This window comes from Deefgea piscis, assembly GCF_019665785.1.
In the GTDB taxonomy this organism is placed as follows: domain Bacteria; phylum Pseudomonadota; class Gammaproteobacteria; order Burkholderiales; family Chitinibacteraceae; genus Deefgea.
Map to the genome: position 1 here is coordinate 632,450 of NZ_CP081149.1, position 22,799 is coordinate 655,248.

General features: G+C 48.8%; 23 protein-coding genes. 20 read left to right on the plus strand and 3 right to left on the minus strand.

Annotated elements, in window-relative coordinates; translation table 11 throughout:
- Nucleotides 1-5: 5 nt before the first annotated feature.
- The 11 genes from murD to msbA all read left to right on the plus strand — a co-directional run bounded on the left by murD (nt 6) and on the right by msbA (nt 13,253).
- Nucleotides 6-1,400: a UDP-N-acetylmuramoyl-L-alanine--D-glutamate ligase gene (murD, locus tag K4H25_RS03040; RefSeq protein ID WP_221021958.1), complete on the plus strand. Its 1,395-nt coding sequence runs from the start codon at nt 6-8 to the stop codon at nt 1,398-1,400.
- Complete coding sequence (gene ftsW, locus K4H25_RS03045; RefSeq protein ID WP_221021959.1) at nt 1,400-2,587, plus strand: putative lipid II flippase FtsW; 1,188 nt, start codon at nt 1,400-1,402, stop codon at nt 2,585-2,587. The genes murD and ftsW overlap by 1 nt, the downstream gene beginning before the upstream one ends.
- Nucleotides 2,588-2,649: 62 nt before the next feature.
- A complete protein-coding gene (gene murG / locus K4H25_RS03050; RefSeq protein ID WP_221022858.1) occupies nt 2,650-3,759 on the plus strand; it encodes an undecaprenyldiphospho-muramoylpentapeptide beta-N-acetylglucosaminyltransferase in 1,110 nt (369 codons plus the stop codon).
- A complete protein-coding gene (gene murC / locus K4H25_RS03055; RefSeq protein WP_221021960.1) occupies nt 3,756-5,150 on the plus strand; it encodes a UDP-N-acetylmuramate--L-alanine ligase in 1,395 nt (464 codons plus the stop codon). Before murG ends, murC begins: the two co-directional genes overlap by 4 nt.
- The gene (locus tag K4H25_RS03060; RefSeq protein WP_255587960.1) at nt 5,147-6,064 is read left to right on the plus strand and encodes a D-alanine--D-alanine ligase; all 918 of its coding nucleotides are present in this window, start codon (nt 5,147-5,149) and stop codon (nt 6,062-6,064) included. Before murC ends, K4H25_RS03060 begins: the two co-directional genes overlap by 4 nt.
- Nucleotides 6,065-6,255: 191 nt before the next feature.
- Complete coding sequence (locus K4H25_RS03065) at nt 6,256-6,990, plus strand: cell division protein FtsQ/DivIB (RefSeq protein WP_255587961.1); 735 nt, start codon at nt 6,256-6,258, stop codon at nt 6,988-6,990.
- Nucleotides 6,991-7,081: 91 nt separating this feature from the next.
- Complete coding sequence (gene ftsA, locus K4H25_RS03070) at nt 7,082-8,314, plus strand: cell division protein FtsA (RefSeq protein WP_221021962.1); 1,233 nt, start codon at nt 7,082-7,084, stop codon at nt 8,312-8,314.
- A gap of 43 nt (nt 8,315-8,357) precedes the next feature.
- Entirely contained in the window at nt 8,358-9,536 is a 1,179-nt protein-coding gene (gene ftsZ / locus K4H25_RS03075) for a cell division protein FtsZ (RefSeq protein WP_221021963.1), read from the plus strand.
- Nucleotides 9,537-9,652: 116 nt separating this feature from the next.
- Complete coding sequence (gene lpxC, locus K4H25_RS03080) at nt 9,653-10,567, plus strand: UDP-3-O-acyl-N-acetylglucosamine deacetylase (RefSeq protein WP_221021964.1); 915 nt, start codon at nt 9,653-9,655, stop codon at nt 10,565-10,567.
- Nucleotides 10,568-10,613: 46 nt separating this feature from the next.
- Entirely contained in the window at nt 10,614-11,336 is a 723-nt protein-coding gene (locus K4H25_RS03085) for a 16S rRNA (uracil(1498)-N(3))-methyltransferase (RefSeq protein WP_221021965.1), read from the plus strand.
- A gap of 177 nt (nt 11,337-11,513) precedes the next feature.
- Entirely contained in the window at nt 11,514-13,253 is a 1,740-nt protein-coding gene (gene msbA / locus K4H25_RS03090; protein WP_221021966.1) for a lipid A export permease/ATP-binding protein MsbA, read from the plus strand.
- On the opposite strand, the gene K4H25_RS03095 is transcribed toward msbA, so the two are convergent.
- Genes K4H25_RS03095 through K4H25_RS03105 form a run of 3 tightly spaced genes read right to left on the minus strand, consistent with a single transcriptional unit; the run spans nt 13,250 to nt 15,575 of the window.
- Nucleotides 13,250-14,002, minus strand: a complete 753-nt coding sequence (locus K4H25_RS03095; protein WP_221021967.1) for a glycosyltransferase family 25 protein — start codon at nt 14,000-14,002, stop codon at nt 13,250-13,252. The two genes, msbA and K4H25_RS03095, sit on opposite strands and share 4 nt — an antisense overlap.
- Nucleotides 13,999-14,832, minus strand: coding sequence for a glycosyltransferase family 2 protein (locus K4H25_RS03100; protein WP_221021968.1), 834 nt, complete (start codon nt 14,830-14,832; stop codon nt 13,999-14,001). The genes K4H25_RS03095 and K4H25_RS03100 overlap by 4 nt, the downstream gene beginning before the upstream one ends.
- Complete coding sequence (locus K4H25_RS03105; protein ID WP_221021969.1) at nt 14,829-15,575, minus strand: glycosyltransferase family 2 protein; 747 nt, start codon at nt 15,573-15,575, stop codon at nt 14,829-14,831. The genes K4H25_RS03100 and K4H25_RS03105 overlap by 4 nt, the downstream gene beginning before the upstream one ends.
- Nucleotides 15,576-15,895: 320 nt before the next feature.
- Between K4H25_RS03105 and K4H25_RS03110 the strand changes: the two genes are divergently transcribed.
- From K4H25_RS03110 to K4H25_RS03150, 9 genes are all read left to right on the plus strand, one after another.
- On the plus strand, nt 15,896-17,104 hold the full coding sequence (locus K4H25_RS03110) for an O-antigen ligase family protein (RefSeq protein WP_221021970.1): 1,209 nt from the start codon (nt 15,896-15,898) through the stop codon (nt 17,102-17,104).
- Nucleotides 17,097-18,227 carry a homoserine O-succinyltransferase MetX gene (gene metX, locus K4H25_RS03115; RefSeq protein ID WP_221021971.1) on the plus strand — a complete coding sequence of 377 codons (1,131 nt, stop codon included), beginning with the start codon at nt 17,097-17,099 and terminating at the stop codon, nt 18,225-18,227. Before K4H25_RS03110 ends, metX begins: the two co-directional genes overlap by 8 nt.
- Nucleotides 18,227-18,832: a methionine biosynthesis protein MetW gene (gene metW, locus K4H25_RS03120; protein WP_221021972.1), complete on the plus strand. Its 606-nt coding sequence runs from the start codon at nt 18,227-18,229 to the stop codon at nt 18,830-18,832. The genes metX and metW overlap by 1 nt, the downstream gene beginning before the upstream one ends.
- A 76-nt stretch (nt 18,833-18,908) precedes the next feature.
- Nucleotides 18,909-19,868, plus strand: coding sequence for a Gfo/Idh/MocA family protein (locus K4H25_RS03125; RefSeq protein WP_221021973.1), 960 nt, complete (start codon nt 18,909-18,911; stop codon nt 19,866-19,868).
- A gap of 37 nt (nt 19,869-19,905) precedes the next feature.
- A complete protein-coding gene (locus tag K4H25_RS03130; protein ID WP_221021974.1) occupies nt 19,906-20,253 on the plus strand; it encodes a DUF2185 domain-containing protein in 348 nt (115 codons plus the stop codon).
- Between the two features lie 130 nt (nt 20,254-20,383).
- The gene (locus K4H25_RS03135; protein WP_221021975.1) at nt 20,384-21,517 is read left to right on the plus strand and encodes a M14 family metallopeptidase; all 1,134 of its coding nucleotides are present in this window, start codon (nt 20,384-20,386) and stop codon (nt 21,515-21,517) included.
- Nucleotides 21,518-21,536: 19 nt separating this feature from the next.
- Complete coding sequence (locus tag K4H25_RS03140; protein WP_221021976.1) at nt 21,537-21,884, plus strand: DUF1801 domain-containing protein; 348 nt, start codon at nt 21,537-21,539, stop codon at nt 21,882-21,884.
- Between the two features lie 74 nt (nt 21,885-21,958).
- A complete protein-coding gene (locus K4H25_RS03145; protein ID WP_221021977.1) occupies nt 21,959-22,129 on the plus strand; it encodes a hypothetical protein in 171 nt (56 codons plus the stop codon).
- A gap of 137 nt (nt 22,130-22,266) precedes the next feature.
- Nucleotides 22,267-22,794: a hemerythrin domain-containing protein gene (locus K4H25_RS03150; RefSeq protein ID WP_221021978.1), complete on the plus strand. Its 528-nt coding sequence runs from the start codon at nt 22,267-22,269 to the stop codon at nt 22,792-22,794.
- Nucleotides 22,795-22,799 lie beyond the last annotated feature (5 nt).

Genomic DNA, 22,799 nt, shown 5'->3' on the forward strand with positions numbered 1-22,799 from the left:
CAAAGATGGAACTCAAAGCAAAGCATTGCATCGTCGTCGGTTTAGGTGAAACTGGTTTGGCGACCGCCCGTTGGTTGGTTGGTCAAGGCGCACAGGTGACCGTGGCCGATAGTCGTCAAACGCCACCCAATTTGGCGCAACTTCAAGCCGAGTTGCCACAGGTCGCGTTGCGCTTGGGCTCATTTAATGTGGATACCTTTGCGGATGCCGATTTATTGATTAGCAGTCCAGGAGTGCCACTGGCAACGCCCGAAGTGGCCGCAGCGATCGCTCGTGGCATTACTGTGATCGGTGATATTGAATTATTGGCCTTGGCGTTGCAAGGCCAGCCCGGCAAAGTGATTGCGATTACTGGATCGAATGGCAAATCCACCGTGACCACGATGGTGGCGCAAATGTGTGAGGCCGCCGGAAAAACCACGGTGATGGCCGGCAATATTGGCGTTCCGGTCTTAGCAGCACTAGCAGAATGGCAGGCGCGCGGTGAGTGGCCTGATTTTTGGGTACTGGAATTATCTAGTTTCCAACTTGAAACGACGCACTCCTTAGCGCCGACTGCGGCGACGGTATTGAATGTGTCGGAAGACCATTTAGATCGCTACGCCGGAATGAAAGAATATGCGGCGACCAAAGCCAGTATTTTTAATGGCCAAGGCGTGCGAGTTCTTAATCGTGAAGATCAGTGGTGCAAGGGTATGGCTGAACCAGACCACAATATAGTGTGGTTTGGTGCAGATACCGCTGCTAATGGTGAGTATGGTTTGCTTGAAATCGATGGTGATTTTAGCCTTCGCTATGGCGCAACTGAATTACTTAAAGCGTCGGAATTACCGGTAGCGGGTTTGCATAACGCCGTGAATGCACTGGCTTCGATTGCCTTGTGCCGCGCCGCCGATTTGCCTTTAGCACCATTGCTTGAGGCACTGAAAAACTTTAAAGGTTTGCCGCATCGCGTTGAGTTTGTCGCCGACATCAATGGGGTGGCGTATTACGACGACTCTAAAGGCACCAATGTTGGCGCGACCGAAGCGGCTTTAAAAGGCATGACGCGGCCAGTGGTGTTGATTGCGGGCGGCGAGGGCAAGGGCCAAGATTTTTCGCCACTGCTTGAAGCTTGCGAGCGAGTTTGCCGGGCGGTGTTACTCATTGGTAAAGACGCACCCGCTTTGGCGGACGTATTAAATGAAGCGCAGTCGGCGTATTTGCCAGATGACGATGATAATTATTTGCCGGTGATGATGTTACCGACGTTAGAGATGGCCGTCTCGGTGGCGAGTAATTTTGCCGAGCCTGGTGATGTGGTCTTGCTGTCACCGGCGTGCGCTAGTTTAGATATGTTCCGTAATTATCATCATCGCGCCGAAGTATTTATTGCCGCAGTGAAAGAGTTGGAGCAGTAATGCGGCAAATTCTTTATCAAGCGATGCAGCGAATGAAGCCCAAAATGAGCGCTTATGATCGAGGCTTATTTTGGTGCGTCACTTTATTGCTGACCATCGGCTTGGTAATGGTGTATTCCGCATCGATTGCAATGGCTGAGGTAGATAAAGATACTGGCTTTAATTCGAGTTATTTTTTGATGCGCCATTCGGCATTTTTGGCCGTTGGGGTGTTGGCTGGATTCATTGCATTTAATATTCCAACCGAGATATGGCGTCGATACGCTCCGGCTTTATTTATTTTGGGTATTGTTTTATTAATTCTAGTGTTGATTCCGGGTATCGGGCGTGAGGTGAATGGTAGTCGGCGCTGGTTAAGTTTATTTGTGATTAATTTACAACCTTCCGAATTAGTGAAGTATTTTGCTGTGCTGTATGCCGCTGATTATAGCGTGCGTAAAAATAGTAGTATGACTTCAACCTTTGTTGATAGCTTAACTAAGGTCTTATTACCGCTAGGCGTTGTAATGGCCATTGTGGGTGGCTTATTATTGGCCGAACCCGATATGGGCGCATTGATTGTCGTAACGGCGATTGCGATGGGCATATTATTTTTGGCTGGATTTAGTTGGCGAATCTTTGCTGGCCTGATCATTTTTTTAGGCGGCGCTTTTTTTGCTTTAATTATTTCTAGCCCTTATCGCCGGGCGCGGGTTTTAGGTTTTTTAGATCCTTGGCAAGATCCGTATGGCAAAGGTTACCAATTAAGTCATTCCTTAATTGCTTTTGGCCGTGGTGAATTTACCGGGGTCGGTTTGGGCCTTAGTGTAGAAAAGCTCTCATATTTACCCGAAGCGCATACCGATTTTTTAATGGCGATTATTGCGGAAGAATTTGGTTTTATTGGTATCGCCGTGGTGATTAGCTTATTTGCATTTTTAGTTTTTCGGGCTTTTTCGATTGGCGTACAGGCAAATAAATTAGAGCGGCATTGGCAATCATTAGCTGCTCAAGGTGTTGGGATTTGGATTGGTGTACAAACGGTGATTAATATCGGCGTAAATATGGGTGTGATGCCGACTAAAGGTTTAACCTTGCCTTTATTATCGTTTGGTGGCTCTGGGCTTGTGGCCAATTTATTAGCGCTAGGTTTTTTATTACGGATTGATTTTGAAAATCGTCAAATGATTCGAGGCTATAAGGTATGACGATTATTTTCTCGGTACTTTTTATTATTGCCATGCTGGCTTTGATTGTCAGCGGCTGGCGAATGCGAAAAGAAGATGCCGAATGGATTGAGCCTGCTGCCACCGGTGGGCAACGTACGCTCTTGGTGATGGCCGGTGGCACGGGTGGGCATATATTCCCCGCGTTAGCGGTTGCCAATGCATTACGTCTTGAGGGTTGGGATGTGGTGTGGTTAGGCGCAAACGGCGCGATGGAAACCCGCGTTGTACCGCAGCAAGGTATAGATTTGGTGACGCTAAAAATTACCGGTGTACGCGGTAAAGGTTGGTTAAAAAAACTCAGCCAGCCATGGGTACAAACCAAAGCTTTGTTGGCGGCATTGAATTTGATTTTCCGCCGTCGCCCCGATGTGGCGATTGGTTTTGGTGGGTTTACCGGTTTTCCCGGCGGCTTGGCGATGCGTTTGTGCTGGCTGCCGTTGGTGATTCATGAGCAAAACTCAGTAGCGGGTTTAACCAATCGCGTGTTGTCGAAAATTGCCAATCGAGTGTTGTTTGCGTTTCCGTCGGCATTTCCTAATCAGGCCGATTGCGTTGGTAATCCAGTTCGCAGTGAAATCGCCCAAGTGGCTGAGCCTGCGGTGCGCTTTGCCAACCGAACTGGGCCTTTAAAGATTTTGGTGGTGGGCGGCAGCTTAGGTGCGCAAGTGTTTAATGAACAATTGCCGAAAGCCTTGGCACTGATTGCACCAGCTGATCGTCCGATGGTGACGCATCAATCGGGTGAAAAGCATTTAGAAACATTGCGAGCCAATTACGCCGCAGCTGGCGCTTCTGCCGATTGCGTGGCGTTTATTGCCGATATGGCGCAAGCGTATGCCGATGCCGATTTGATTTTGTGCCGTTCAGGGGCGTTGACGGTGGCCGAGCTCGCATGTGTCGGTGCGGCAAGTATTTTGGTGCCATTTCCGCATGCGGTGGATGACCACCAAACCGGTAATGCACACTTTTTAAGTGAAGCGGGTGCCGGGATTTTATTAGCTCAATCACACAGCAGCCCAGAAAAACTGGCGCAATTGATTCAAGAAATGACGCGTGAACGCTGCCTAACGATGGCAACGGCCGCGCGTGCTTTAGCTCAACCTAATGCAACGGCCGCAGTCGTTGCAGTGATTAAAGAATTAGCGCAATGAAACATAAAGTAAAACGCATCCATTTTGTTGGGATTGGTGGTGTCGGCATGAGTGGGATTGCCGAAGTATTGCTCAATTTAGGTTTTGAAATTAGTGGTTCGGATTTAGGTGTGAGCGCCACAACACAGCGCTTAGTGAATGCGGGCGCCCAAGTATTTCAAGGGCATGCGGCTGAGTTTATTACCGATGCCGACGTGGTAGTGATTTCGAGTGCGGTGAAAGACGACAATCCCGAAGTGATTGCCGCGCGCCAGCGTAAGATTCCTGTTGTGCCCCGCGCGATGATGTTGGCTGAATTAATGCGCTTAAAGCAAGGTATTGCCATTGCCGGTACGCACGGCAAAACCACTACCACTAGCTTGAGTGCCAGTGTGCTCGAGGCTGCTGGCTTGGATCCAACCTTTGTGATTGGCGGAAAATTACACGCAGCTGGCTCAAATGCCCGCTTAGGGCAGGGTGACTTTTTGGTCGCCGAAGCCGATGAAAGCGATGCGTCGTTCTTGCTACTCACGCCGGTGATCTCGGTGGTGACCAATATTGATGCGGACCATATGGACACTTATGGCCATGATTTTGAAAAACTAAAGCAAGCTTTTATCGATTTTCTGCATCATTTGCCGTTTTATGGCCGGGCGATTTTGTGTATTGATGATCCGCATGTGCGCTCGATCTTGCCGAAAGTCACTAGCCCTGTGACCACGTATGGGGTTTCTGAAGACGCGATGTTGCGTGCAGAAAACATTGTGGCGGATAACGGCATGATGCGTTTTGATGCGGTTTGGCAAAACGGTGAATCACGTCGCTTAGCCGTCACGCTCAATATGCCGGGCATGCACAATGTACTTAATGCACTCGCTGCGATTGCCATCGGGATTGAAGTTGGGGCGGATGAGACAGCGATTGTATCGGCTCTTGAGCGTTTCCAAGGCGTAGGTCGTCGTTTCCAGCGCTATGGCGAAGTCACTTTGCCAGCGGGTGGCACGTTTACCTTGGTCGATGATTATGGTCACCATCCGGTTGAGATGGCGGCAACGCTGGCAGCGACGCGTGGCGCGTTCCCGGGGCGTCGCTTGTTATTGGCGTTTCAACCGCACCGCTATACGCGAACGCGTGATTGTTTTGAAGATTTTGTCAAAGTACTTAACACGGTCGATGGCTTGTTGCTCGCCGAGGTGTATGCCGCCGGTGAAACGCCGATTGTTGCTGCTGATGGCCGATCTTTAGCCCGTGCTGTGCGAGTGGCCGGCAAAATTGAGCCGGTGTTTGTGGCGCAAATTACCGATATGTCAACGGCAATTTTTGCCGCAGTGCAAGCGGGTGATGTGGTGGTGACGATGGGCGCTGGCACCATTGGGAATACACCGAAATTATTATGTGAGATGGTGAAATGAGCGGTGTTGATGTGAAAGCAATGGGTAAAGTTGCAGTATTAATGGGTGGTGCTTCGAGCGAGAGAGAAATTTCTTTGCTCAGCGGCGCGGGTGTATTGGAAGCTTTAGTTCGCCAAGGCGTGGATGCGCATCGCTTTGATCCTGCTGAAAAACCATTGTCAGCTTTGCATGATGAAGGATTTGAGCGCGCCTTTTTGATCTTACACGGTGGTTATGGCGAGGATGGCACGATCCAAGGTGCTTTGGAATTTATGTCGATTCCTTACACTGGCTGTGGCGTGATGGCTTCGGCAATTGGTATGGATAAATGGCGCACCAAGCTGATGTGGCAAGCGGCCGGTTTACCGATTCCTGATTATGTTTTACTTGTTGCCAGTAGTGATTTGGCTGCGGTGGCCAAGCAGTTAGATTTACCGCTGTATGTTAAACCCGCCAATGGTGGCTCAAGCGTGGGGGTTACGCGTTGTACCAGCGTTGAGCAAATTGCTCAGGCTTACGCTGTAGCAGCGCAGTACGATGCTTTGGTTTTGGCTGAACGCTCGATTAACGCCGGTGAGTACTCGTGCGCGGTGCTTGATGGTAAGGCTTTGGCCACCGTCAAGATTGAGCCGGCGACTGAGTTTTATGACTTTGAAGCTAAATATATCCGTGATGACACGGTCTATCATTGCCCTGGTTTATTGGGTGAGCAAGAGCAAAAAGCGCGTGATTTATGTGAACAAGCGTATCGAGTGCTCGGGGCTTCAGGTTGGGCGCGAATTGACTTTTTAATGGATGAGCAGGGCGAAATGTTTTTGCTAGAGCCCAATACGGCCCCCGGAATGACAACGCACAGTCTATTTCCGATGTGCGCTCGTGAAGCAGGCATTAGCTACGACGACTTAGTATTGACAATTTTGGGAACAATCTCATAGGTTTTACGGTTTGTAAGGGTATATCCTTGCAACTATTGTTATAATTTGGCTACGTTTGCATACCCATGATGGGTGGGTGTTTGAAGCGCCCAATTAGGAATCAATCAATATGCCTGAGCGGGCTTTAAATCGACACTTAAAAGTGAGTTGTTATGTGGGATAAGCCACAGCTATTGATGTGGCTTGCTAACTTGCTGACAGCTTTAGCATTGATGTTATTGTTTTACTCCTTATTGTTTTTGGCGGTGCATTCGCCATTATTTCCGGTTCGCCGGATTAAGGTCGATGGGGATTTAGCGCATGTAACGCGCGAGCAATTACGCTATGTGATTAAAAACGAATTAAAAGGAACGTTCTTTACCCTTGATTTGGATAAAACACGGCAGAATTTTGAAAAATTACCGTGGGTACGTCAGGTTGAAGTCCGTCGTCGTTGGCCTGATCGTTTAGAAGTCAATATTGAAGAGCACAAGGCGGTAGCGCGTTGGGGAACGACAGGGTTACTTAATTCGCATGGCGAAAAATTTGATGCTGCAACCAGTGATCCTTTGCCAATTTTGGAAGGACCTGAAGGCTCTGAAAAGTTGATGGTGAGTGAGTTTAAGGCTTTGCAAGCGGCCTTATTGCCTTTACAGCGAACGCCAACGCGTTTGTGGTTATCGGATCGCCGGGCATGGCGCTTTGAATTAGATAAGCAATTGATCGTAGAAGTAGGGCGTGATCAAGCAGTGGATAGGGTGAAGCGTTTTGTGAGCGCTTACCCCAATTCATTGGCTTTATTGCAGCAGCCATTTGAGTATGTGGATTTGCGTTATCCGAATGGTTTTGCCGTGCATTTACCATCGTATACGCCGTTAGAGGCTGGCAAGCAGGGCGTTAAGCCACCGCCGGTCGTAAAACCTAAGGCAAATAAAGCTTCGGCATGATTTATGCTTTTGGTATTTTAAATACTTAAAAAGCAATAAGTTGGCTGGGGTATTTAAAGTTAAACATTAAGAATTGTAAAAGAGGCTGTCAGTGACTAGGGATGCAAAAAACCTCATCGTTGGGCTAGATATCGGGACTTCTAAAGTGGTCGCGGTAGTGGCTGATGTGAAGGAAGATGGCTCTTTGAATGTGGTGGGCTTAGGCTCCGCAGCATCCAAAGGCTTGAAGCGCGGTGTTGTCGTTGATATTGAAAAAACCGTTGCAGCGATTCAGTCGGCATTGGGTGAAGCTGAATTGATGGCCGATTGCAAAATCAGCGAAGTGTATACCGGCATTGCCGGTAGCCACATCAAGAGCCTCAATTCGCACGGCATGGTGGCGATTAAAGATAAAGAAGTCACCCCAGCCGATATTGAGCGAGTGATTGAAACGGCGAGCGCGGTCAATATTCCAACCGATCATCAAGTCCTACACATCTTGTCGCAAGAGTATGTGATTGATGGTCAAGAAAACGTGAAAGAGCCGCTAGGTATGTCGGGTGTGCGCTTAGAAGTTCGGGTGCATATTGTGTCTGGCGCAGTGTCGGCAGTGCAAAACATCACCAAGTGCGTGCGCCGTTGTGGGCTAGAGATTGCTGAAGTGGTGTTGCAACCATTGGCCTCAAGCTACGCCGTTCTGACTGAAGATGAAAAAGATCTTGGCGTGTGTTTGGTTGACATTGGCGGTGGCACTACCGATATCGCGGTGTTTATTGGCGGATCGATTCGTCATACCGCAGTGATTCCAATCGCCGGTGATCAAATTACCAATGACGTCGCAATGGCATTGCGTACGCCAACCGGTGAAGCCGAAAACATCAAAATCCAACACGGCGTGGCATTACGCCATATGACCGATCCGCAAACGATGATCGAAGTGCCAGGCGTGGGTGAGCGCGGTGCGCGGCAAATGAGCCGTCATACGCTGGCTGAAGTGATCGAGCCGCGTGTTGAAGAATTGTATAGCTTTGTACAAGCCGAATTACGCCGTGTCGGTTTGGAAGATCGATTGTCGAGCGGGATTGTGATTACCGGTGGCGCTTCATTGATGCCGGGTATGACTGATTTGGCTGAAGAAATTTTCCATATGCCGGTGCGCTTAGGTTTGCCGCGTTATGTGGGTGGATTAGCAGAAGTGGTTAAAAATCCACGCTATTCCACTGCAGTTGGCTTGCTGTTATTGGCGCGCCAACAAATGCAAAAAGCACCCGGTGCTAGAGGTAAAGAAGGCGGCATGGGTGATGTTTTTAGCAGAATGAAGGCATGGTTTCAAAATAACTTCTGAAATATTCGGGTAAGCAGTAAAATCGGGCAAGAGGAGAGTGAAAATGGCATTATTAATTGAAGTACCAGAGGTTTCACATCACGTGAATATCAAGGTGATTGGCGTTGGTGGCGCAGGCTGCAATGCAATCAACAATATGATCGAGCATGCGATGCAGTCGCACGGCGTTGATTTTATTTCCGCCAATACCGATGCTCAGGTTTTGAAGCAATCGCGGGCGGACAATGTGGTTCAGTTGGGCGCTGAACTCACCAAAGGCTTTGGCGCTGGGTGTGATCCTGATATTGGCCGACAAGCTGCTGAAGAAGATCGCGAGCGCATTGCTGAATTGATTTCTGGCGCAGATTTATTATTTATCACTGCCGGTATGGGCGGTGGTACCGGCACTGGCGCCGCACCTGTGATCGCACAAGTGGCGCGTGAAAAAGGCATTTTGACTGTCGGCGTGGTGACTTCACCTGGACAAGATGAAGGCCGTCGCCAAAAAGTGGCACAAGTCGGTATTGATGAATTGTCGCGCTATGTGGATTCTTTGATTGTGGTTTCTAACCAAAAACTTGAAGAAGTTTTAGGCGATGATGTCACGGTTGATGAAGCATTCCGTGCGGCTGATGACGTATTACGTAATGCCGTTGGTTCGATTGTTGAAATCATTCAATATCCAGGTTTAATCAACGTTGACTTTGCTGACGTTAAAACTGTGATGCGTGAAATGGGTATGGCGATGATGGGTTCGGCACATGCCACAGGTCCAGATCGAGCCATTCGTGCTACCGAAGAAGCCATTCGTTGCCCATTGCTCGACAATATTAGCTTTAAGGGTGCACGTGGCGTGTTGGTGAATTTCTCGACTGCACCGGGCAAATTGAAAAAATCAGAAACTCGCCAAGCGCTTGAAATTATCGAATCACATGTTGCCGAAGGTGCATTGGTGAAACACGGTGTGGTTTACGATGAAGCATTGGGTGAAGACGAAATCCGCGTGACTTTAGTGGCAACCGGTTTGGGTGGCAAAGCGATTAGCACGCCATCACTGACGGTGGTGAATAACCCAATGCAAAAAACTGGCACCGATAATGCTGCTTACGATGAAGCCTACGATACGCCAGCAATTTGGCGTAACAATCGTGGTAGCCGTGCGGCAGAAACGCCAGCTCGTCCAGCCGCAATGAGTAATATCGATATGGATATTCCGGCATTTTTACGTCGTCAAGCGGATTAAGGCTTTCGCTGGATTAGCGTAATAAATGAAATCAATCAGTGTGATTGGAATGATTTAACCAGTCTTTTGCCTAGGGCTGGTAAAATCAAGCAATTGATTGTTTAGGCAGAATGGGCATGTTTTTACAAAGAACTTTGGATTCAACGATCCATGCGACTGGCGTTGGTTTGCATTCGGGTGAGAAAGTAAAACTCACTTTGCGACCGGCTGCTGCGGATACTGGCATCGTTTTTAAGCGCTCTGATTTACCCGAGTCAGCGCCTTTCAAAGTCGGCCCCGATTTAGTGAACGACACGCGACTCTCCTCGACGCTGGTGCAAGACGGCGTGCGTGTCGGCACAATTGAGCATTTAATGTCAGCATTTGCTGGGCTCGGTATCGACAATGTGATTGTCGAAGTCGATGCGCCAGAAATGCCGATTATGGATGGTTCTGCTGCTCCCTTTATTTATTTGCTGCAAACGGCTGGGGTGCGTGAGCTCGACGCGCCCAAGCAGTTTGTCAAAGTCTTAAAACCTATCGAAGTGCATGATGGTGATAAATGGGTGAAGTTTGAGCCGCATAACGGCTACAAAGTCACCCTCACGATCGATTTCAAACATCCCGCCTTTAAAAAATCCGCTCAGACCATTAGCCTTGATTTTGCTGATTCCAATTACATCAGCGAAATTGCCCGTGCCCGCACCTTTGGTTTTATTCATGAAGTTGAATACTTACGCATGAATGGCTTAGCTCGCGGCGGTAATATGGATAATGCGGTGGTAATCGATGAGTTTCGCGTCCTGAATGAAGGCGGTTTGCGCTTTGAAGATGAATTCGTTCGGCATAAAGTGCTCGATGCGATTGGCGACTTGTATATTTTAGGTCACCCATTGATTGCCGCATTTTCGGGGTATAAATCGGGGCACGCCATGAATAATAAATTACTGCGTGAGCTACTTTCTGACCCGAGTAATTATGAAATGGTGAGTTTTGATCGGCTTAAAGACGTGCCTTCGTCGTTTCATGACCTCCCTCCGCTTGGCATTTAATGCCCCTTTGATTGACGCGTATTTTATTGCAAGGACATGATGGTGTATGCCGCGCTTTTATATTGATTTGCCACTTTCAATTGGGCAATGTTTTGACTTACCCGAGTCGGTAGCGCGGCATGTGCAAGTATTGCGTTTGCAGCATAGCGAAGAAATTATTTTATTTAATGGCCAAGGCGGTGAATTTACTGCGCAAATTGCGGCAATGGGTAAAAAAACCGTTAGTGTTGCTGTGCTGTCGTTTGCCGATGTGGATCGTGAATCGCCGTTGAGAATAACCTTGGTGCAAGCAATTTCGGCCGCCGATCGCATGGATTACACGGTGCAAAAAGCCGCCGAGCTCGGGGTTGCGGTGTTGCAGCCGGTGATTTCGCAATATTGCCAGCAGCGCTATTCGGGCGAACGCGCCGAAAAACGGTTGGCGCATTGGCAAGCAATTGCCGCTAGTGCCGCCGAGCAATGTGGCCGAACGCGCTTATTAGAAATCCGGCCTATCCTCACGTTGGCGCAATTTTTAGCCCAGCCAAATTCTGACGAATTAAAATTATTGCTTTGCCCAACAGGCGCTGTGGCGTGGGCTAGCTTGCCAGAAAAAGTCGCTAGCGTTTGCGTGTTGATTGGCCCTGAAGGTGGGTATTCTACTGAAGAAGACAATCAAGCTATTGCAGCGGGCTATACCTCTGTATTGTTGGGGCCAAGAATTTTACGCACCGAAAGCGTTGCGCCGGTGATTGCTGGTTTATTGCAATCACGCTATGGGGATTTTTAAAGCGCTTCGCGATTTATGATCCAGTGCGATCAAGTCCATGCTTCGTCTATCCGTCAACAAAGCCTACGCCAGCGTAGGCTTTTTATTGGCGCTAAATAGTGTGAATGTTGCGCTGCTGTCCTGAGCGCGACGTGACTCCGTTATAATCTGACTTTATGCCTTTTCTCTACTGAGCTCATGAATAGCAAACAGCTGTATTTCCGAATTCTTGCCTACTTTGGCCCGTATCGAGGCATCGTCGTGATGTCGATTTTGGCCATGGTAGTGGCCGGTGGCGTTGATGCCGCAATGGTCAAAATGCTCGGGGTGATTATTGATAGCTTTAAGCAAAATCAAGCGGCAGCGCAGGCCGCATGGTTGATGCCATTGGCTTTGTTTGGCTTAGGCTTGGTGCGTTTGATTTCTAGCTTTGGCTATGAATATGGCAGTGCTTGGTTGTCGTCACGCGTGATGCATAATTTACGCCAGCAAGTGTTTGAGCGGATGATGGCCATGCCAATTCGATTTTTTGATCAATCGTCAGTTGGGGTTTTATTGTCGCGAGTGACGTTTGATATTAACCAGATCATGGATGCGGGCCTGAATGTACTCACCGTGTTGGTCAAAGACTCGGTAATGGCCATCGCTTTGCTCGGCATTATGCTGTGGACCGATTGGCAACTGACTTTGTTTTGCTTGATTATGCTGCCAGGTGCGGCGGTATCGATTCGGATTGTGAGTAAACGCCAGCGTAGATTGTCACAACAAACGCAAGACACCATGGGCGAAATGAGCCAAATCTTAGATGAAAGCTTAGGCGGGCAGCGGATTATTAAGATTTTTGGCGGGGCACAATATGAGGCGAAACGTTTTGGTGCCGCCAATCAAAATGTGCGGCGTTTAACCGTAAAGCGTGCAGCCACCGCGAGTTTGAACTCTGGCTTTACGGTGTTTTTAATTGCGGTCACGATTGCGGCGATTATTTATTTTGCCGGTTTACGCGCAGCCGATGGCGCGATGACCGCAGGCTCATTTGTGACGTTTATGAGTTCAATGATGTTGTTGCAGCAGCCAATTAAAAATCTATCTAAGCTCAGCGATTCATTGCATCGCGGTTTGGCCGCCGCTGACTCGGTGTTTGGTATTTTAGATCAGCCTTTAGAGCCAGATCACGGCACATTGGCGCCGCAGCGCGTGAAAGGACACATCACGATTAGCCAGCTTGAGTTTGCGTATCAAGTCGATGGCGTTAAAGCGTTGGCAGGGATTGATTTAGACATTAAACCGGGTGAAAGCGTGGCCTTGGTCGGTCAGTCGGGCAGTGGTAAAACCACCTTGGCGAACTTAATTCCGCGATTTTATGAGCCGAGCGCCGGTGAGATTCGTCTGGATGGCGAGTTGCTGGCGGATTATCGTTTGGCCAATTTACGCTCACAAATCGCCTTAGTGTCGCAAGACATGGTGTTATTTAATGACAGCGTTGCCGCCAATATTGCTTATGGCGTGGATGAAATCGATATGGCGCGGGTACGCGCGGCGGCGGATGCGGCATTTGCGACTGAATTTATCGAGCAAATGCCACAAGGCTTTGCTGAAATGCTCGGTGAAAATGGTGTGCGTTTATCGGGCGGCCAGCGACAACGCTTAGCGATTGCTCGGGCAATTTATAAAGACGCACCGATCTTGATTTTGGATGAGGCGACCAGTGCGCTTGATACCGAGTCAGAACGCAAAGTGCAAGAAGCACTGGAAAACCTGATGGTGGGCCGCACTACCTTGGTGATTGCGCATCGCTTATCCACCATCGAAAAAGCCGACCGCATTATTGTGATGCAGCAAGGCAAAATCATTGAAAGCGGTACGCATCAAGAGCTTATTCAGCGAGAAGGCGTATATACGCAGATGCATGCGGTGCAGTTTTCATTAACTGAAAGTTAACGTTGTAGCAACCAGCGCAAGCGTGTTTTGTATTGCCAAAATGTACGTCGAATCGCTTCAGGTGCTCGATAAAGCTCTCGTTTTATTTTAGTAGAGAGTTTTAATTTGCTACGTTTTCGTGAGCCAATGGATGAAACTAAATTGGCGTCTTCAATGACTAGCGCCGGGGTAATACAAAACATTTTTAGATTGTGTCGCCAAACTTGATCAATCGTATCATCTATTGGATGAATCATCTGTTCAGTTAACTTTAATAAAGTCAGTGCCGCATGCCGGTTTAGAATATAACCTTGAGTACCTCGTGGAGGCTTTAAAAATTCAATGAGTTGGTGTCCAGAAGGTAGTGTGCTTTGAATATTCGTTTTTTTTCGTGAGAACATCGCAAAAAAACGAACATAATCCCATTGGTCTTTTATTGTTTCTAGTTCGGTAATAATATTACAGAAGTCAGTATTTAGAATAATGTCATCTTCGAAAATACTACATAGATCATTACTCTTACTCTCATTTGTCCGATTAATAAAATCGAGCCAAACTGCCCGATGACTTAGAAAGCAGCCCATTTCTCCGGTGGTTAAATCATAGCCATATTGATTTAGGCGTTTTGTTCTTTGATAAATAACTGGCATATCATCATCCGGACGGATGGCATCAAACCAATTTACCTTGAGAGATAGTTGAGTAAATTGCTGCGTCATTCTAGCTCGTCGATCTATTTGATCTGGGAGTGAAATACAGTAATAAATCATTTTTTTGGTTCCGTAATGTACTGTAGGTATCCGCGGACGGCATGAATATGCGTGCTTTTGAGCGTTTCTTCGAGTTTTTTCCAGTTTTCTGCTTGTTTCGAGCGATCGTTTTCACGGTGCCAAAGATGCAGCACCGGCACCGCAAAACGGCCGTCTTTGAGTAAAATTCCAGCTCGAATTAAGCGCACTGCGAAGTCTGAGTCTTCATGTCCCCAGCCAGAAAATGACTCATCAAAGCCGTTAATGCGGATAAAGTCTTGCTTCCAAACGCCAATATTGCAGCCCTTTAATACTGCCCAGCGTTGAGCGCGTTTTTTTCGGCTTTGAGTGAGCGCAAGGCGCAGCCACGGCAGGGCACGATTGGCTTTGCCACTGAACTTGGCCCATAGCCAAGCGACAGGAGACCACTTTGCTGGGTTTCCCCCTGCTTGGCATAATTGCGCGGTGTATTTTTGGCTAAGCAGTACACGATTGCCTGCGACAAACCAACCTGGTTCAGCCAAGCGCAGAGTTTGAACGGCGAAATCGGGGAATGGAATGCAATCGCCATCAAGGAAAACCAGATATTCGCCGTGCGCTTTGAGCGCTGATAAATTACGAATTGCGGCTAAGCGAAATCCCGTATCTTCATGCCAAACATGCTGTAGTGCGCAGGGAAAATGAGTTTGCCACTGCGCAATCAGTTGCTGTGTTGTGACGGTTGAGCCGTCATCAGCAATAATGACTTCCCATTCTTTAGCGTTCATTCCACTTTGTTGTGCGAGCCCTTGCAACACGGCATTGAGTGCGTCGGGTCGATTGTAAGTTGAGACTATAATTGATAGCTTCATTTGGATCCAAGATACATCAATTTAAGATAGCGATAATACGTACCTTCAGCATTGGATACCGCCAAAATAAAGCCTTCTCGGCCATCTAAAAAACCACGTTGTAAGACGTAAGTGCGGATGAACGCCCATAAACCCTTGTAAATCGCTTTGCCTAGGCCAGATCGCTCGCCACGCTGCAAACGCTGCTCAGCGCCTGCACTTGAGTAGCGATTCACTTTATCGAGCACGTCATCTAAGCGATCAAATGAGTAATGTAAGAGTTGCCCAGCTAATAGCGGCGCTGGGCCTGAAAAATTGAGTTTTTCATGTACTAAAGAGTCGGAATAAGCCGCGTGTCCACGTTGAAATAATCGGGGCAAATGATCGGGATTCCAGCCGGAATGATAAATCCAGCGGCCGCAGTAATTCGATAGGCGACTGATTTGATACACGCTGGCCGTTGGCGCTTTGATCGCGGCTTGAATGCTTTGGATTAGCTCGGCATCGAGCACTTCATCGGCATCCAGCGCTAAAATCCAATCGGTATCGAGTAGGGCGATCGCGCGATTTTTTTGGATGCCAAAGCCGGGCCAATCGCTGGTTTGCTCGATCTGCGCACCGTAGGCCTGTGCGATGCTTAAGGTTTGATCGGTGCTACCCGAATCTAAAACAACGATTTTATCGCACCAAGTGACAGCATTAAGACAGTCTGCAAGATGGGCTTGGGCATTTTTAGTAATGATGGCAACGCCAATAGTCGGCATGGGTTTCGTTTTTACTTGAGTCAGGCTGCTATAATCGCTCTTCTCGCGGCGTCAGGCAAGTCGGCTAGGCAGTTGGGGCTGGGTGTTGGCTGTAAGTAAGTGGCTTGACTGATTGAACCAAGAGATGGAATTTGGCGATTCTGGCTTTTCTTTGCTCCGTTCTCGATTGCAATCGAATTGAGAGTGGAGGCATTTTTGGCGAGATAAAAAATAGCAAATCAATGACGACTTAAGCGATTCGCTCTCCAAGTCGTTGTGAGTTCAAGTTAATTATTTGGCTTTGTGCTAACGAAAAAACATTTTATCAAGGTCATTTAGCAATGTTGTGGACGAATCAAAAAGCAGTATTCGTTGTTTTATTGTTCTCGGCTTTGCTCGGCTTTGCGCTGCCAAGCAGCACAGCGCTAACCAATATCATGGTGCCGTTGTGTGGTCTGTTGGGCTTGTATTGGGCACGAGGCCAAATTGTCGAGTTTTTTCGCTCGAACCCATTCGCGTTCTTGCCCTTGCTATTGTGGTTGGCTCTGGCCTTAGGTGCTGTGTTTTCACCCGCGCCTGAGGCGTGGGCTTATTTTGCTAAGTATAAAAAACTGCTGTTTATTCCCTTGTTGGCATTGTTTTTTTTAAAAGGGCCAGAGAAAACCATTCAGTATGCAATTGCTGGTTTTTTATTGGGCAACTTAGGCATTTTATTGCTCTCAACCTTGGTCTGGTCAACGGGGCAGCTTACATGGTTTGGGGTTACGTTTTTCGCCGCGTCGGCGATTTCTAAAAATGCCATCGCGCAAACGTTTTTAATGGCTTTTGCTGGCACTGTATGGCTAGCCATTGGGATCCGTCATCGGCAATGGGCGGCATTTTTGCTGGCCGCCGCTAGTTTTGCTGGCGTGTATTTAATGTCGCCACAGCGCACCGGGCATTTGGCTGGTCTGGTGTTGCTCATGACTTTGGGCTGGATGTATTTGCAACATCGCTGGCGTTATTGGTTTGTCGCTGTGATGGGTTTGGCGATCCTCGCGATTGCATTAACGAATAATCCGGTGCAACAGCGGGCGCAATTGGGCGTTACAGAAGTTTTCGCTTGCCAAGCGGCGCTTAATACGCCGCAGCAAGATCAGGCGTGTTTTACTTCAATGGGTATACGGAGTATTTTTTATCTCACGGCGCTCAAGCAAATTGCTGAATATCCTGTGCTGGGCAAGGGCACTGGGGCGATTAAGACGCAAATTGGCCCGCTGGAGATGAGTAATCCGCACAATGAATATTTGTTGCAAGGCATGCAACTCGGATTGCTTGGCATCGCCTTGTATCTGGCTTTATTGGCGAGTGCGCTCAAAATGGCGCTGGGTCTGCCGCGCGTTTGGGCCGCTGTGGCGGTTGGCGTGACGCTGTCGTACGCCGTGTGTAGTTTGTTTAATTCTTTACTGATGGATATTTCCGAAGGAAATACTTTTTCGGTGTTTTTTGCGCTATTGCTGGCTGCGTCAGCATGCATCGCCAAGTCAAAAAAGGAGTTGAATCGTGTCTGATTCAGTGGGCATCGTTACCCCGCAAAAATGGGTATTTGAGGAGCCGATCACGCTATCATCCGGTGCCGTGTTGCCGCGCTATGAGTTGATGGTGGAAACCTATGGTGAACTTAATGCCGATAAATCGAATGCGATTTTGATTTGTCATGCGTTGTCGGGTCACCATCATGTGGCGGGTTACCACACCGCGGACGATAAAGCGCCGGGTTGGTGGGACAGTATGATTGGGCCGGGTAAGCCGATTGATACCAATCGCTTTTTTGTCATTGGCGTAAATAATCTCGGCGGTTGCCACGGCTCAACTGGGCCTTCGAGTATCAATCCTGCTATGGGTGAGCCGTATGGCTCGGCTTTTCCTGTGGTTTTGGTTCGCGATTGGGTGGAGACGCAAGCGCGCTTGGCCGATCGTTTGGGAATCCAGCAATTTGCGGCGGTTATTGGCGGTAGCTTGGGGGGTATGCAGGCGCTACGCTGGTCAATTACGTATCCTGAGCGTATACGTCATGCTTTAGTCATTGCTTCTGCGCCTAAGCTCACCACGCAGAATATTGCGTTTAATGATGTGGCCCGCCAAGCGATAATTACTGATCCAGAATTTCATGGCGGCGACTTTTATCAGCATGGCGTCGTGCCGCGGCGTGGATTGCGCTTAGCGCGCATGCTTGGACATATTACTTATTTGTCTGACGATGGCATGGGCGAGAAATTTGGCCGCTTATTGCGTACCGGTGAATACCAGTATGGCTTTGACGTTGAATTCGAAATCGAATCGTATTTACGTTATCAAGGCGATAAATTTGCCAATGTGTTTGATGCCAATACTTATTTATTGATGACCAAAGCGTTGGACTATTTTGACCCAGCACGGCATTACGGCGGTAGTTTGGCAGAAGCGATGCGGCAGGCGAAGGCTAAATTTTTGGTGGTATCTTTCACCACCGATTGGCGTTTTGCCCCAGCACGTTCGCGCGAAATCGTTAAAGCTTTGCTCGACGCCGATCGTACTGTCTCGTACGCCGAGATTGAATCGCAGCATGGGCACGATGCCTTTTTAATGCAAGATGCACCGTATATGAATGTGATGCGCGCTTATTTAAACAATGTGGCGAAGGAGATTGCGTAATGGCTCATCAAACTACGCTGCGTGCCGATTTAAAACACATCGCTGAACAAATTAAACCGAACTCGCGTGTACTCGATCTCGGCTGCGCGGATGGTGAATTGCTCGCGTGGTTGCAGACGAATAAACAAGTGCGTGGTATCGGTGTCGACGTGGATGTGAATTCGATTGTCACTTGCGTTGAAAAAAATCTCAACGTGATTCAAGCCGATATGGAAAGCGGTTTGCAGCATTTTGAAGATAGCAGTTTTGACTTTGTCGTATTGTCGCTGACGATTCAATCAATGCATAACGTCGAGCTGATCTTGCAAGAAATGCTGCGCGTTGGCCGCTGCGGGATTGTGACTTTTCCAAACTTTGGTTATTGGGAAAATCGCTGGCAAATCCTCAAAGGGCAAATGCCAGTTTCGGAAACCATTCCTTATGAATGGTATAACACGCCGAATATTCATTTTTGTACTGTGAATGACTTTAGCCAATTGCTAGAAAAATTAGGCATGCAAGTCGATGGGCAAGTGGTGCTGCATCAAGGTGAACCGGTTAATTTTCTGCCTAATTTATTAGGCAGTTTGGCGCTGGTGCAGTTTAGCCAAACGAAAGTGGTCTAGGGGTAATACTCGATAGGTGTATTGCTCCGTGTCATTGATAATCATTCCCTCTTAGGGCTATACCTCAAGGCAAAATATGAAAACGATACGCTTTGGCATTATTGGTACCGGCAGTATCGCGCAACGTTTTGTCTTGGGTTTAGCCCATGTCCCGCAAGCTGAAGCGGCGGTGGTATTTAACCGTACCACCAGCAAAGCCACGCAGTTTGCTGCCGCCAATCAAATACCCCAAGTATATGCCACGCTGGATGAGCTACTCGCGAGCGACATCGACGCGGTGTATATCGCCACGCCACATCCTAGCCATGCAGCGCTGAGTATCGCTGCGCTCAAAGCAGGCAAAGCGGTGTTGTGTGAAAAGCCCGCTGCGGTCACTTTGGCCGAGCTGGATGAGGTCATCGCCACTGCGCAAGCAGCGCAGCGTCTCTATATGGAGGCGATGAAACCGGCGTTTTTTCCTTTATACCAACAGATTCGTGAACGCATCGCTGCTGGCGCCATCGGAGACGTGAAGTTCATTCGCGCAGGCTTTGCCAACCCCAATGTGCCAGCCGGCCACGCGGTGCTCGATCCAGCGCAAGCGGGCGGTGGTTTGCTCGATATTGGCATTTACGCCGCATTTTTGGCGGTGGATTGGCTAGGCGCGGCGAGCGAAGTGCAAACCTTGGGTCGAATTGGCGCCACTGGCGTGGACACCTTTGCCAGTTGGCAGAGCCAGCATCAGCATGGCATTAGCCAGCTCTATTGTGGGCTGGATGTGGCAGGTAGCGGCGAAGCGCTCATTTCTGGCACGAAGGGTTATGTATTGCTTCACGACAAATGGTGGAACCCCGCCCGAGCGACCTTAGTCACGGCGACTGGCGAACGTGAAGAATTAGCGATGCCTCCTGTTGGCTCTGGGCTCAATTACGAAACCGCGCATTTTTGCGAGCTGCTGCGAACTGGGCAGCAAGAGAGCCCCATTTTACCGCACGCGAAAACCCGCGCCGCTTTACAGATGACACTGCATTCACGTCAAGCAGTGCTAGGTACTTGATGCTAAGCCATTCCAATAAACGCATAGAGAGATATACATGAGCAAAGAGTATTTACTTGATGAAAGTCGCATGAAGAAAGTCGCCACCGGCCATGGCCTGTGTGTGGTCAGTGATGAAGTAACGATTGAAGGTTATCCGGTGGGCTTGATGTATCGAGAAAAGCCCAGCAAAGCGGGTGATAGTGGTTGGCGTTTCTTTTCTGGCTGTGAAGATGACAAATTTCTGAATAATCCAAAAAATCACAGTGAATTAGATGTAAACGTCATCGCCAATTACGACGGCAGTGTCATTGCATTGCTCGATTCGCCAATCGGCAGCGTATTTGAAAAAGGCCCAGATGCCGAGGCTTTTGTCGCAGTGACTGATTGGTCGCCGTTGGATTGATTTGGATAAAAAACCATTTACCACAGAGGCGCAGAGGCATAGAGGAAAAGCAATTTTATGCTTGGTATTGCTCTGTGCCTTAGTGCCTCTGTGGTTCAATTTTTTCCTCGTTTGAGGATAAGAGGGCCCTATGCTTCGTATCTCCAGCCAGTTTGATTCCGGCTCAATTGAGGTCATTGACGCGACCGACGCCGCTAATATTCGCCTGAAATTGCGCCCCGATAATGCCTCTGATTTCGCTCAGTGGTTTCACTTTCGCTTAACCGGCGCGCGTGATCAGGATTGCACTTTACGCATTGAAAACGCCGGGCAAAGCGCTTATCCCGATGGTTGGCCTGATTATCAGGCGGTGGCCAGTTACGATCGCGAGAATTGGTTTCGCGTTGATACCGAATACGATGGGCAGACTTTAAGCATTCAACATACGCCAATGACCGATGCGGTGTGGTTTGCATATTTTGAGCCATATTCTTGGGAGCGCCATCAAGCCTTGATCGGTAGTGCCTTAAGCTATGCGCCGTGGGTTGATCTAATACCCCTTGGGGTAACGCCTGATGGGCATGATTTAGACATGCTGCGCGTTGGCATACCCCTAGGGCATAAGAAAAACATCTGGATTACTGCGCGTCAGCATCCGGGCGAATCGATGGCCGAATGGTTTGTTGAGGGCTTGCTAGAAACCTTGCTCGATCCAGAAAATGCCGTCGCTCGCCGCTTGCTCGAACACTGCGTGTTTTATATCGTGCCCAATATGAATCCCGATGGCAGTGTGCGTGGCAATTTGCGCACCAATGCGCAAGGCGCGAATCTAAATCGCGAATGGGGTACGCCAAGCTTAACGCGCAGCCCTGAAGTATTTTGGGTGCGTGAAAAAATGCAAGAAATCGGCGTTGATGCGTTTTTAGATATTCATGGTGATGAGGCGATTCCACATAATTTTGTCGCCGGTTGCGAAGACAATCCATCGTTCTCCAGCAAGCAACGTGATTTGCAAGATACGTTCAAAGCCGCATGGTTGGCGGCGAGCCCGGATTTTCAAACTGAATTTGGCTATACCGACAGCCATTTTGGCCCAGAAACCCTAACGCTGGGTACCAATTGGGTGGGCCACACCTTTGATTGCTTGGCGTATACGGTAGAAATGCCGTTTAAAGATACCGCCAGCCATCCACTGCCCGAAGTCGGCTGGAATGGTGAGCGATCCAAGCAGTTCGGCGCGAGCGTATTGACGGCCTTGTTGGCGGTGGCTCAAAAGTTGAAATAATCAGTTGGTGAGGCTCATTATGGTTGATCCTAGAGTAACGCAGTTATTGCATGATCTGGCCTTGGCCGATGGCGACATACTGGCGATTGTTGAGGCCACCAGAGCGCTGATTTATTCAGTCGTGCCAACGGCCAGCGAGCGCGTGATGTATGGCGGCTTGATGTACGGCGACGCTAGCGATTTTTGCGGCGTGTTTGCGTATAAAAATCACGTTTCGCTTGAGTTTGGCCGTGGTTGTGATCTGAATGACATCGCTGGTGTGCTCGAGGGCGGTGGCAAATTTCGTCGGCATATTAAATTGTTGCGCGTTAGCGATATAGAGGCCAAATCGGTAGCGCAATATATTTTGCAAGCACACGCACTGTAACGAATTGGCAGGATGGCACAAGCAAGAGCAGCCCGAAGCCGTTATACTGGCCCCACTTTAATTAAGGAGAAGGCATGATGAATGCAAAAATCAAACGTCTGACTAAGCGCCAACAAAAACGCTATTTATTGCGTGAAGCTGAAAAAGTATTATGCAATCTGCTGATGAGCCAAACAGCGCCAAGCAATGTGCAGATTGAAGCGGCAGTTTCAGCGCGTTACAACGAGATTTTTAAATCTGCGTAATAGCGATGTGCAATCGCCAATCAACCCCGTAGCTGGCTGCGGGGTTTTTTTATGCGGCGAGAATGTGGATTTGTTGTCTTGGCAAAGGCTCACAAGCAGCGTAAGTTAAAGCTCGTTTCGTCACTTGGGATTTAAAGATGCTTAATCCGTTTGCCACTGAAACAGTGACTTTTGAAACCCCGATCGCCATGTTGATTGCCTGCCATGATCGCGTTCGCCAGTATGCCGCACTGACTGAAACCTTGGCGCTGCATCTGCAGCAGCAAGGCGCCGATGCGGCCGCGGTAGCGGGTGCCCAGTCGATTTTGCGGTATTTTGATATTGCTGCACCGCTACATCATCAAGATGAAGATGAGGATTTATTTCCGGCGTTGTTGGTGCATGCGTCGCCTTCATTGCGCGCAAACATTGAGCAAGTCATGGCGGAGCACGCAGAGCTGGCTCAGCTTTGGCATCAAGTTCGCCAAGCTTTATTGGCGGTGATTGCTGGGGATGCCAGCCGCTTGAATTTAGCGCTGGCGCAGTCATTCGCCAAGCTTTATCCGGCGCATGCCGCCAAAGAAGAAATCGATATTTATCCGGCAGCAGCACAATTGCTCGACGGCGACTGTTTGGCGCAATTGGGCAAAAATATGGCCGCACGGCGAACCGTCGCGGCCGCTTGAATGGC